The sequence below is a fragment of the Bradyrhizobium sp. UFLA01-814 genome, assembly GCF_046718885.1.
Classification (GTDB): domain Bacteria; phylum Pseudomonadota; class Alphaproteobacteria; order Rhizobiales; family Xanthobacteraceae; genus Bradyrhizobium; species Bradyrhizobium elkanii.
On the sequence record NZ_JAQOSR010000231.1, the window covers coordinates 1 to 11,073 of the forward strand.

The following is an 11,073-nucleotide window of genomic DNA, read 5'->3' on the forward strand; positions in this document are numbered from 1 at the left end:
GGATGAAGCGAGGGGATGTGTTCGAGCGCATCGCATCGACGAGCTATGTCGCCAATCTTCCCGATGCTGAGAAGGCGATCCTGCGCGACAAGACCGGCAGCATCCTGCGTGAGGCCGGTCTCGGCGACGCCGACGAAGTGGTGTTCCCCTATGTCACGCAGCTCTTCTTGCTGAAGCGGACCTAGACCGCGCTATTGCGCGGCGCGTCCTTGCTCGATCGCCTGCTTCAGGCGCGGCAGCGTCATGCGCCAGTAGAAGGCAACGTGCTTGGCGCCTGAGTCGGGTCCGATTTCCCAGCCGCTTCCGCGGCGGATCGGCGAAGGCGGCACCTGCTGGGTGACGGTCAGCACCGTTTCGCCGCCGTCAGGTACAAGCGTCATCGTGATCGTCGCATAGGATTGCGGAACATCCGGCAGGCCGGAGACTTGCGACCAATAGGAGTATTGGAGCCGCATCGGCGGCTCGACATGGAGGACGCGGCCCTTGTCGCGATAGCGCTTTGCGCCGATCTCCGCCTCGATTTCGATCGGCGCGCCGATCTGCCAATCGGTCCTGAAATGCGCGTTGCGCCATCTCTCGCCCGCTTTGGGGTCCATGATCGCGTCCCACACATGCGTTGGCTCCGCGGCGATGCGGATCGTCTCGGTGACGGACTGGAAGGCCGGAGGCTCATGTGTCATTGAACACTCACTTGTCGCCTACGACCTTCCATTTTCCATCAGCGCCGCGCCGCAGCGAGGGATCGCCGATGCGGATGTGTTGCGCGAGAAAATCGATGAAGGCGCGGACCCGCGCCGGCAGCGGGCCGGCGTGGCCGACATAGACTGCATGGATGTCCTCGCGGTCGCCGGGATTGAGATTTTGCAGCACCGGCACCAGACGCCCGGCCTCGATATCGGGTCCGATGTGAAACAACGCCAGCCGTGCCACCCCGATGCCGCCGAGTGTGAGCTGGCGTGCGGTTTCGCCATCGCTGGCGCGCGCCACCGGTGGCGGCAGGGCCTCCTCGATCTTTTCGGCGCGGCGGAATGGCCAGCCGCGGATGCTGCGCGGAAAGGTCCAGCCGATGCCGCGATGGGCGGCGAAGTCGGCCGGCGTCTTCGGCGTGCCGAAGCGGGCGAGGTAGGACGGCGCGGCGACCACCGCCATGCGGCTGGTGCCGAGCTTGCGCGCGATCAGCCGCGAGGCGCCGAGCGGGCCGGCGCGGATCGCGATATCCGCGCGTGCCTGCATCAGATCGACCAGCGTGTCGGTCAGCACGATGTCGAGCGTGATGTCGGGATGCTCGCGCATGAAGCGCGGCAGCAGCGGCATCACATGCAGCATGCCGAACGGAATATTGCTGTTCACGGTGAGATGGCCGCGCGGCACGCATGAGGCGGCCTCGCGTTCGGCCTCGTCGATATCGGCGAGGATCCGCTGGGCGCGCTGGTAGAAGGCCTGGCCTTCCTCGGTGAGCTGCAGCTTGCGCGTGGTGCGGTTGACCAGCCGCGTGCCGAGCCGCGTCTCGAGCCGCGAGACCAGCTTGCTGACGCCCGACGGCGTCAGGCGCAGGCTGTTCGCGGCAGCCGTGAAGCCGCCGAGATCGACGACGCGGACGAATACGTCCATCTCGCCGGAGCGGTTGGTGTCGGTGCGGGACATCTTGAATTCAAGTCACAAATGATTGGATTGCGGCCATTCTAATCCTTCCTCGCCCGGACCGCTATCTCGCTTTGCGGAATCCTTTTGTCCGGAGCGACACATGCCTGCTGCAGTCCTTGCCTTGACCGCCGGTGCCTTTGGTATCGGCACCACCGAATTCCTCATCATGGGACTGCTGCTGCAGGTCGCCGCCGACATGCAGGTATCCGTATCCGCGGCGGGCCTGCTGATCTCCGGCTACGCGCTCGGCGTATTCGTCGGCGCGCCGATCCTGACGCTGGCAACGCGGCGGATGCCGCGCAAGGCGGTCTTGCTGGCGCTGATGGCGATCTTCACGCTCGGCAATGCGGCGTGTGCGCTGGCGCCGAGCTACGGGCTTTTGATGGCGGCGCGCATTCTCACCTCGCTGGCGCACGGCACCTTCTTCGGCGTTGGCTCCGTGGTGGCGACAAGCCTCGTCCCGGAGGACAAGCGCGCCTCGGCGATCGCCACGATGTTCATCGGGCTCACGGTCGCGACCCTGCTCGGCGTTCCCTTCGGCGCCTGGTTCGGCCTGATGCTCGGCTGGCGCGCAGCGTTCTGGGCAGTGGCGGCGATCGGCGTGATCGCATTCATCGTGCTGGCCGTGCTGGTCCCCGGCCATGTCGGCGCCAACGACAAGCCTGCGCCGCTGCGCGAGGAGCTCGCCGTGCTCGGCCGCCCGCAGGTCCTGCTTGGGCTTGCCATGACGGTGTTCGGCTTCGGCGGGCTGTTCGCGGTCTTCACCTATGTGCAGCCGATCCTGACGCGGCTCACCGGCTTCTCCGACGCCGCGGTGTCGCCGATCCTGCTGGTGTTCGGCGCCGGCCTTGCGATCGGCAACGTCGCGGGCGGACGGCTCGCCGACAAGGGACTTGCGCGGGCGCTGCTGGTATCGCTCGGCGGCCTCGCCGCCGTGCTCGTCGCGCTGACGGCGGTCGTCTCGATCAAGGCATTGGCGGTCGTGCTGCTGTTCATCCTCGGCATCGCCGCGTTCGCGACCGTCGCGCCGCTGCAGCTCCGCGTGCTCGAAGCCGCCGGCGTCGAAGGGCGGACGCTGGCCTCCAGCCTGAACATCGCAGCCTTCAATCTCGGCAACGCGCTCGGCGCCTGGGCCGGCGGCATCACCATCGATCGCGGCCTCGGCCTCGGCGCGCTGCCGCTGGTGGCGGCCGTCATCACTGCAATCGGCCTGTTGCTTGCGCTGTGGAGCCTGCGCCTCGATCGGCCGATCGCGCTCGCCGCGCAGTGCCCGGCGGAATGAATCGGATCAAGGGAGCATGACCATGGAATACCGCAATCTCGGTGCATCCGGCCTGAAAGTCCCGGTGCTCAGCTTCGGCACCGGCACGTTCGGCGGCCAGGGGCCTTTGTTTTCGGCCTGGGGCCGCAGCGACGCCAGTGAGGCGCGACGGTTGATCGACATCTGTCTCGAGGCCGGCGTCAATTTGTTCGACACCGCCGATGTCTATTCGAACGGCGCGTCGGAGGAGATCCTCGGCGCCGCGATCAAGGGCCGCCGCGACAAGGTGTTGATCTCGACCAAGACCGGCCTGCCGATGGGCGACGACCCGCTCGATGCCGGTACGTCGCGATATCGCCTGGTCGCCGCGGTCGACGCCGCGCTGCGCCGGCTCAACACCGACTATATCGACCTGCTGCAGCTTCATGCCTTTGATGCCGTCACGCCGGTCGATGAAGTGCTGTCGACGCTCGACACGCTGGTGCGCGCCGGCAAGCTGCGCTATGTCGGCGCCTCGAATTTCTCCGGCTGGCATCTGATGAAATCACTCGGTGTCGCCGAGCGGCATGGCTGGCCGCGCTATGTGGCGCACCAGGTCTATTATTCGCTGGTCGGCCGCGACTATGAATCCGAGCTGATGCCGCTCGCGCTCGACCAGGGCGTCGGCGCGCTGGTCTGGAGCCCGCTCGGCTGGGGCCGCCTCACCGGCAAGATCAGGCGCGGCCAGCCATTGCCCGCCAACAGCCGCCTGCATGAGACCGCGCAGTTCGGGCCGGCGGTCGACGACGAGAAGCTTTACGCGATCGTCGACGCGCTGGACGTGGTCGCCACAGAGACCGGCCGCAGCGTGCCGCAGATCGCGATTGCTTGGCTACTCACGCGTCCCAGTGTGTCGTCGGTCATCATCGGTGCACGTGATGAGGCGCAACTGCGCGACAATCTCGGCGCGGTCGGATGGTCACTCTCGGCGGACCAGATCGCGCGTCTCGACCGCGCGAGCGCGGTGATGCCGGCCTATCCGTACTATCCCTACCGCATCCAGGAGGGCTTCGCGCGCCTCAATCCGCCGCCGGTGTGAGTCTGTCGCAGACCCGGTCTCACGCCTGGATGGTGTGCTCGCAGACCTGCCGGCGGTATTCCGCCGGCGTGACGTTCATGTGCTGCCGGAACACGCGATTGAGGTGGCTTTGATCGGCGAAGCCGGCGAGCAACGCGATCTCCTTCAGCGCGACGCGGTCCTTGCGCAGATGCTGGCACGCATGCTCGACCTTGCGCCGCAGGACATAGGCATGCGGCCGCATGCCGTAATGCACGCGGAACTTGCGAGCGAACTGCACCGGCGTGCAATTGCAGATGTTCGCCAACTCCTCCAGCGTGATGTTCCGGAAGATGTTCTGCTCGATATAGTCCTCGATCAGCCGGGCATGTGCCGGGCGGAAGCGTCCTTGCGCGCAGGGCATCTTGAACTCGATTGCCGCATATTTCCGCAGGATGTGCACGCTCGCCTGCAGCGCCAGCGCATCATAGCAGAGGCGTCCGCCCGGACCTCCCGAGGCAACCTCCTGAACCATCTGGTCGTTGATCCAGGTCAGCATCGGATCTTCGGCCTTGAGCAGATCGTGCAGCTCGATCGCCTCGGCGTCGCGGTCGAAGGCATCGCTCGCCGTCTTCATCATGAGGGCGGGGGAGATATAGAAGTGCGTGACCTCGATGTCATTCTTCCAGTGCCAGCTTGATGGCTCTGCGCGGGTCAGGAGTGACGTGACGCCGCGACCGACGTGATCCTGCTTCCATGCGCCGGTGACACGGCGGTTCATCGACGTCGTGCCGTCGCGATAGAGCACGAGGAGGAAGTTCTCCGATGGCGGGACCCAGATGTCGGACGGCGCATAGCGGAAGATGCGCAGCCGGAAATCGTTCCTCCCGACTGAGGCGCTATCCAGCTTCAGCTCGCCGGGAGCGTAGCGCGGCAGCTCCTCGACCGTGATCAACTGGCCCATCGCGCGAGCCTCCTCCCTGGGATTCGTGGCGCGGTTGACCGCTTGTTCTTGGCCGGACGGCTGAGCGCAGAATAGGCCGCTTTCGCCATTTGCCAAGGAGACCAATGGCCGGTCGGGCAATTGAACGGCGGCGTTCCAGAGATTGTCGGTTTCGTCCAAGCCGCGCGGCCGAACGGCCCGTAGCCTGCTCTGCGTTTCGGCGACAGCGCGAGCGGTCGAGACCCAAATTGACGCAACGCACCATCATCCGGCGACACCGCGGGTGGGAAGGTGCGTGCGAGAAGCCAGACACAGGAGGAAATCATGACCGAGACCGTCACAAGGTCGAATGGAAGCAATGGTGCGCATGCAACGACCAAGCTCGACGCCGTGGTCGTCGGCGCCGGCGTCGCCGGTCTCTATCAATTGTTCCGCCTGCGTGAGCAGGGACTGAGTGTGAAGGCGATCGACGCCGGGTCTGGTGTCGGCGGCACCTGGTACTGGAACCGTTATCCCGGGGCGCGCTTCGATTCCGAAGGCCACACCTATCAGTACCTGTTCTCCGAGGAGCTCTACAAAGGCTGGAGCTGGAGCGAGCGATTCCCGGGCCAGCCGGAAATCGAGCGCTGGCTGAACTACGTCGCCGACCGCCTCGACCTCGGGAAGGACATCCAGTTCGGCACCACGGTGAAGAGCGCGCACTTCAACGAGGCGACACAACGCTGGCTGGTCGCGACCGACCAGGGCGACGTGATCGATACCCAGTTCCTCGTCACCTGCTGCGGCATGCTCTCGGCCCCGCACGTGTCCTTCCCGGGACAGGAGACGTTCAAGGGCAAACTGTTCCACACCGCGCGCTGGCCCAAGGGGCCGATCGAGCTCGCCGGCAAACGCGTCGGCGTGGTCGGCAACGGCGCGACCGGAATCCAGGTGATCCAGTCGATCGCCGGTGAGGTCGGCCATCTCAAGGTGTTCATCCGCACCCCGCAATACATCATCCCGATGAAGAACCCGAAATGGGATGCAGCGGACGCCGAGGCCTACAAGTCGAAGTTCAAATTCCTCACCGAGCGGCTGCCGAAGACGTTCACCGGCTTCGAATTCGATTTCGAGCACGCCTGGGCCGACCTGACGCCACAGCAGCGCCGCCAGGTGATCGAGGACTGCTGGAACGACGGATCCCTGAAGCTGTGGGTCTCGTCCTTCGCGGAACTGTTCTTCGACGAAGCCGTCAACGCCGAGATCACCGAATTTGTGCGCGAGAAGATGCGCGAGCGGATCAAGGACCCCAAGCTGTGCGAACAGCTGATTCCCGCCGATTACGGTTTTGGCACGCACCGGGTGCCGCTGGAGAGTAATTTCCTCGAGGCTTTCCACCGGCCCAATGTCGAGATCGTCAGCGTCAAGAACAATCCGATCGCCCGCATCACGCCTGAGGGCATCCAGACCGCCGACGGCACGGTGCATGAGTTTGACGTCATCATCCTGGCGACCGGCTTCGACGCCGGAACGGGAGCGTTGACGCGCATCGACATCCGCGGCCGTGACGGGCGATCGCTGAAGGACGATTGGGGCAGGGACATCCGCACCACGATGGGTCTGCAGGTCCATGGCTACCCGAACCTGTTCACGACAGCGGTGCCGCTCGCGCCCTCGGCCGCGCTCTGCAACATGACCACCTGCCTCCAGCAGCAGGTGGAGTGGATTGCCGATTGCATCAAATATTTGCGCGGCAAGAACCTGAACGTCATCGAGCCGACCAGGGATACCGAGGATCAATGGGTGGCGCATCACGACGAGACCGCCAACGCAACGCTGATCGCGAAGACCAACTCCTGGTACCTGGGCTCCAATGTCGAGGGCAAGCCGCGCCGGGTGCTGTCCTATTGCGGCGGCGTCGGCACCTACCGCCAGAAATGCGACGAGGTCGCCGCCAGCGGCTATCGCGGCTTCGCCACGCAGTAGGGCTACGCGGGTCAACATCAAAAAACACAGGAGGAAGACAATGAGCACGAATTTCAGTGCATCCGCCGATGCAATCCTTGACGGTGTCGTGACTTCAAACCCGCGCGTTCCCGGCGTCGTTGCGATGGTGACCGACCGTCATCGCAACATCTATGAAGGTGCCGCCGGCAAACGCCGGCTCGACCAGCCCGCGGATATGACGACCGATAGCGTGTTCGCGATCTTCTCGACCACCAAGGCGATCACCGGAACGGCCGTCCTTCAGCTCGTCGAGGAAGGCAAGCTCGATCTCGACGCGCCCGCCAGGACCTACGCGCCCGACATCGGCAAGCTCCAGGTGATCGAGGGTTTTGACGACAAGGGCGAGCCGCGGCTGCGTCCGCCGAAGCGCGACATCACCACCCGCATGCTGATGGTCCATTCCGCGGGTCTGAGCTACGACTTCATCAATCACACCTATAACCGGCTGGCGCAGGAGAAGGGCCAGCCCAGCGTCATCACGGCGTCCAAGGCGTCGCTGATGACGCCGCTGCTGTTCGATCCGGGCGAGCGCTGGGAATACGGCACCAACATGGATTGGTGCGGCCAGATCGTCGAGGCCATCACCGGCAGGCGGCTCGGCGAAGTCTTCAAGACACGCATCTTCGAGCCGCTCGGGATCATGGATACGACGTTCGAGCTCACCGACGCGATGCGCCGCAAGCTCGCCGGCATCCACGCCCGCAATGCCGACGGCTCGCTCACGCCGATGGATTTCGAATTGCCGGCCAAGCCCGAAATCCACATGGGCGGCCACGGGCTTTACGGCACGATCGGCGACTACATGCGCTTCATCCGGATGTGGCTGAACGACGGCGCCGGCGAGCACGGGCGCGTCCTCAAGGCCGAGACCGTGCGGATGGCGGAGAAGAACCATCTCGGCAACAACAAGGTCACCGCGATCACCGGCGTGATCACCGCGCTCGCCAACGACGCCGAGTTCTTCCCCGGTCAGTCGAAGTCCTGGGCGCTGAGCTTCATGATCAATGACGAGCAGGCTCCGACCGGCCGCCCCGCCGGCGCGCTCGGCTGGGCCGGTCTCGCCAATTTGTTCTACTGGATCGATCGGCAGAACGGCTTTGGCGGATACTGGGCGACGCAGATCCTGCCGTTTGGCGATCCGACGTCCTTTGTCGGCTACATCAATTTCGAAACGGCGTTCTACGAATCCCTGAGGCTGCGCAAGGCGGGATAAAGCATGATCCGGAAAAGTGCGAAGCGGTTTTCCCTGCGACAAACGCGAAGCGTTTGCGCGGAGATCATGCTTAAACAAAGAGCCAAGGCGCGATGACGATTCAACCTAATCTCATCGCGCTCTAGAGGGAGCTCATCGGAGCGCGCCAAAGCTAGCTAGCTCCGAGCAACTCCGTGATCAGCCCCGCCGCCTTGATCCCGGTGCCGCTGATGATGACGACGGTGCGCTCCGCCGGCCGGATCGCACCGCGTTGCTTCAGCACGTCGAGCGCGGCGGCGGCCGAGGCCGAGGTCGGCTCGACGAACAGGCCGGTTTGCGCCAGCCGCTTCAAGGCGGCGACGATGCCGTCTTCCGGAATTGCCACCGTGCCGCCGCCGCTCTCCTGCAGCGCCGCGATCATCTGCTTCAGCCGCAGCGGGTGCTTGATCGCGGTGCCCTCGGCGATGGTCTTGCGGACCGCGCGATCGACCGGCGTGTCGACGCCGGCGGCAAAGCTGGCATCGACCGGCGAGCAGTTGAGCGGCTGCGCCGCGAACAGGCGCGGCAGCCGCGCGATCTGCCCGGCCGCGAAGAGCTCCTTGAAACCGATATAGCAGCCGAGCAGGCTGCTGCCGGCACCGACCGGCATGATGACGTTGTCGGGCGCGGTGAAGCCGAAATCTTCCCAGATCTCGTAGGCCAGCGACTTGGTACCCTGCAGGAAGAACGGCTGCCAGTTGTGGCTGGAGTAGAAGATCTGCTTCGACTGGCGGATCGCTTCCGCCTCGGATTCCTCGCGCGGGCCTTCGACCAGCTGCACCTCGGCACCGAAGGCGTGCATCTGCGCCACCTTCATCGGCGACGTCGTCGCCGGCGCAAGGATCCTGACCCGCATCCCGCCGGCCGCGCCATAGGCTGAAACCGACGCGCCGCCATTGCCGGAAGAGTCCTCCAGCACCCCATTGACGCCGAGCTGGCGCAGGAACGACAGCATCACCGTGGTGCCGCGATCCTTGAAGCTTGCGGTCGGATTGAACCATTCGAGCTTGAAATGCGGCCGCAGATCGCCCCACGCTTTCTCGACGGCAGGCGTGCAGCCTTCGCCCATCGTGATCGGCTGCCTGATTTCGACCGGCAGCGCCGCGCGATAGCGCCACAGCGACCGCGTCGCGCGATCGATCTCGTCGCGGGAGATGCCCGGCAGTGGCGTTATCAGGAGCGGCTTGCCTTCGTCGGAGCACCAGCGCGGGATATCCAGCGGATACAGTTTTCCGTTGAGCGGGTCGATGTAACTGGGTGAAGGCATCGCTATTCAGTCCTCAAGGCACGGTCCGGCCGGACACATCGCGACCGAGCACGAAAGCCGGCAAGGTCGTAAGGCTGTCGCGGACCGTGATCGGGGCCGGCGCCCCTTCCGGCAGGTTCATTGCGGCCCGATTATGCCACCAAGTCGGCAGATGCACACGTGCCGTGCCGAACAGATCATAGGCCGATCCTGCAACGAACAGGCATCGATTGGCCGGGACCGGCAGTTCGTCGAGCGCGAGCCGATAGGGTTGCGGCTGCGGCTTGTAGTAGCCGGCGCGCTCGGCCGTCACGAACACGGTGAGGGGAACGCCGAGGCGATCGGCGGCAATGCGGCCGAGCCGCTCCGAGCAGTTCGTCACGACGCCGAGCGCGACGCCGGCACCGTGCAGCGTTTGCAGGACATCGCGAACCTCGGGCCAGGGATCGAGCTCCGCATAGCGTGCGCCGAGCTCTGCGGCGCGTTCGAACGGCAGCCCAACGTTGCGCGCGGCCTCGCCCACCAGGTCTTCATAGGGCCGGTAGCGCCCGGTGGCGTAGGTGTTTTTGAGATACTCGGCCCGCCAACGCAGCCCGGCTTCGTCGGAGCCCGCGACCTTGTTCCAGAGTGTCCAGCTGTCGAGCAACGCCGTCAGCAGATCGAACAGAACGGCGTCATAGGCTCGGGTCATGGGCTGCGCTCCGCCTGCTACCATCCGCGAAACCGCTCCCATTGCCGGACCGCGCCGGAGCCGGCGGCGACGACATGATAGCGATCGTGCTGGGCCCCGGTCGCGCAGGCGTGGTTCGGCAGGATCCGCACCTTGGTGCCGACCGGCAGCGTCACCTGCGGCGCCGTGCTGCCGGAGCGGAGAGCGATGATGCCGTGCTCCTGATTGGTTTCGGTCACGATCAGGTCGCGATACGGCCGTCCATCGATGTCGCAGACGATGCCATAGCCCTGGTCGACCGGCTGCTTCGCGGTACCGCGATCGCGCGACAGCGCCATCCAGCCGGCGTCGATGAAGGTCCAGCCGCGGTCGGCGCGATGGCCGATCACCGTCGCGAGCACCGACAGCGCGATGTCCTCGACCGCGCAGACCTCGATCCCGGCCATCACAAGGTCGAACATCACGAAGACGCCGGCGCGCACCTCGGTGACGCCATCGAGCCGACGCGCGAAATGCGCTGTCGGCGTCGAGCCTACGCTGACCACGGGGCAGGGCAGTCCGGCCGCGCGCAATGTTTCGGCGCAAGCGACCGCGGCGGCGCGCTCCTGCTCGGCTGCCTGCTCGAGCGCCGCCACGCTGCGGCAGGAATAGGATTCGCCGGCATGCGCCATGACGCCGCGCAACTCGGCGCCGCCTTGATGCAGCGCGCGGCCGATCTCGACCAGCCGCGGGTCGTGCGCGCCGACCCCGGCGCGATGGCCGTCGCAGTCGATCTCGATCAGCACCGGAATGCGGTCGCTTGTTGCGCGGGCCATCGTGGTGACGGCCGCCGCCTGCTCAAGGCTGTCGAGCACCACGGACAGGTCCACGCCCTGCCGCCGCAGCGCGGCGACGCGATCGAGCTTCTGCGGCGCGACGCCGACCGCATAGAGGATGTCTTTCACGCCTGCCGCGGCAAACATTTCGGCTTCTTGCAGCGTGGAAACCGCGGCCGGACCAGCCGGACTATCCATCACGGCGCGCGCCGCCGGAACTGATTTCGCGGTCTTCAGATGC

Annotated in this window: 10 protein-coding genes and 1 pseudogene; 5 read left to right on the forward strand and 6 right to left on the reverse strand. The window is 65.6% G+C overall.

Going from position 1 to position 11,073, the window contains the following annotated elements; translation table 11 throughout:
• A pseudogene (locus PMN64_RS39165) lies at positions 1-185 on the forward strand (SAM-dependent methyltransferase); the annotation flags it as partial.
• Between the two features lie 6 nt (positions 186-191).
• Here PMN64_RS39165 and PMN64_RS39170 read toward each other — a convergent pair.
• Both PMN64_RS39170 and PMN64_RS39175 read right to left on the reverse strand, forming a co-directional pair.
• Positions 192-680 carry an SRPBCC domain-containing protein gene (locus tag PMN64_RS39170; protein ID WP_411784615.1) on the reverse strand — a complete coding sequence of 163 codons (489 nt, stop codon included), beginning with the start codon at positions 678-680 and terminating at the stop codon, positions 192-194.
• Between the two features lie 7 nt (positions 681-687).
• Positions 688-1,644: a LysR family transcriptional regulator gene (locus tag PMN64_RS39175; RefSeq protein WP_411784616.1), complete on the reverse strand. Its 957-nt coding sequence runs from the start codon at positions 1,642-1,644 to the stop codon at positions 688-690.
• Between the two features lie 100 nt (positions 1,645-1,744).
• Between PMN64_RS39175 and PMN64_RS39180 the strand changes: the two genes are divergently transcribed.
• Together PMN64_RS39180 and PMN64_RS39185 are read left to right on the forward strand one after the other, a co-directional pair.
• On the forward strand, positions 1,745-2,926 hold the full coding sequence (locus PMN64_RS39180) for an MFS transporter (protein ID WP_411784617.1): 1,182 nt from the start codon (positions 1,745-1,747) through the stop codon (positions 2,924-2,926).
• 22 nt (positions 2,927-2,948) lie between these two features.
• A complete protein-coding gene (locus PMN64_RS39185) occupies positions 2,949-3,983 on the forward strand; it encodes an aldo/keto reductase (RefSeq protein ID WP_411784618.1) in 1,035 nt (344 codons plus the stop codon).
• Between the two features lie 19 nt (positions 3,984-4,002).
• On the opposite strand, the gene PMN64_RS39190 is transcribed toward PMN64_RS39185, so the two are convergent.
• Positions 4,003-4,905 (reverse strand): helix-turn-helix transcriptional regulator, encoded by a 903-nt coding sequence (locus PMN64_RS39190; RefSeq protein ID WP_411784619.1) that lies wholly within the window; start codon positions 4,903-4,905, stop codon positions 4,003-4,005.
• A 303-nt stretch (positions 4,906-5,208) separates the two neighbouring features.
• Between PMN64_RS39190 and PMN64_RS39195 the strand changes: the two genes are divergently transcribed.
• The gene (locus PMN64_RS39195) at positions 5,209-6,849 is read left to right on the forward strand and encodes a flavin-containing monooxygenase (RefSeq protein WP_411784620.1); all 1,641 of its coding nucleotides are present in this window, start codon (positions 5,209-5,211) and stop codon (positions 6,847-6,849) included.
• A gap of 40 nt (positions 6,850-6,889) precedes the next feature.
• On the forward strand, positions 6,890-8,083 hold the full coding sequence (locus PMN64_RS39200) for a serine hydrolase domain-containing protein (RefSeq protein WP_411784621.1): 1,194 nt from the start codon (positions 6,890-6,892) through the stop codon (positions 8,081-8,083).
• A 151-nt stretch (positions 8,084-8,234) separates the two neighbouring features.
• On the opposite strand, the gene PMN64_RS39205 is transcribed toward PMN64_RS39200, so the two are convergent.
• From PMN64_RS39205 to PMN64_RS39215, 3 genes are all read right to left on the reverse strand, one after another.
• Entirely contained in the window at positions 8,235-9,368 is a 1,134-nt protein-coding gene (locus tag PMN64_RS39205; RefSeq protein ID WP_411784622.1) for a threonine synthase, read from the reverse strand.
• Between the two features lie 13 nt (positions 9,369-9,381).
• On the reverse strand, positions 9,382-10,038 hold the full coding sequence (locus PMN64_RS39210) for an HAD-IA family hydrolase (protein ID WP_411784623.1): 657 nt from the start codon (positions 10,036-10,038) through the stop codon (positions 9,382-9,384).
• Positions 10,039-10,055: 17 nt separating this feature from the next.
• Positions 10,056-11,073, reverse strand: a 1,018-nt coding sequence (locus PMN64_RS39215; RefSeq protein WP_411784624.1) for an alanine racemase, incomplete at its 5' end; no start/stop codon positions are given.

Bases quoted from the DNA above. Each gene is read 5' to 3' on its own strand.
- PMN64_RS39170 (WP_411784615.1), bottom strand. From the start codon at position 680: ATGACACATGAGCCTCCGGCCTTCCAGTCCGTCACCGAGACGATCCGC.
- PMN64_RS39175 (WP_411784616.1), bottom strand. From the start codon at position 1,644: ATGTCCCGCACCGACACCAACCGCTCCGGCGAGATGGACGTATTCGTC.
- PMN64_RS39180 (WP_411784617.1), top strand. From the start codon at position 1,745: ATGCCTGCTGCAGTCCTTGCCTTGACCGCCGGTGCCTTTGGTATCGGC.
- PMN64_RS39185 (WP_411784618.1), top strand. From the start codon at position 2,949: ATGGAATACCGCAATCTCGGTGCATCCGGCCTGAAAGTCCCGGTGCTC.
- PMN64_RS39190 (WP_411784619.1), bottom strand. From the start codon at position 4,905: ATGGGCCAGTTGATCACGGTCGAGGAGCTGCCGCGCTACGCTCCCGGC.
- PMN64_RS39195 (WP_411784620.1), top strand. From the start codon at position 5,209: ATGACCGAGACCGTCACAAGGTCGAATGGAAGCAATGGTGCGCATGCA.
- PMN64_RS39200 (WP_411784621.1), top strand. From the start codon at position 6,890: ATGAGCACGAATTTCAGTGCATCCGCCGATGCAATCCTTGACGGTGTC.
- PMN64_RS39205 (WP_411784622.1), bottom strand. From the start codon at position 9,368: ATGCCTTCACCCAGTTACATCGACCCGCTCAACGGAAAACTGTATCCG.
- PMN64_RS39210 (WP_411784623.1), bottom strand. From the start codon at position 10,038: ATGACCCGAGCCTATGACGCCGTTCTGTTCGATCTGCTGACGGCGTTG.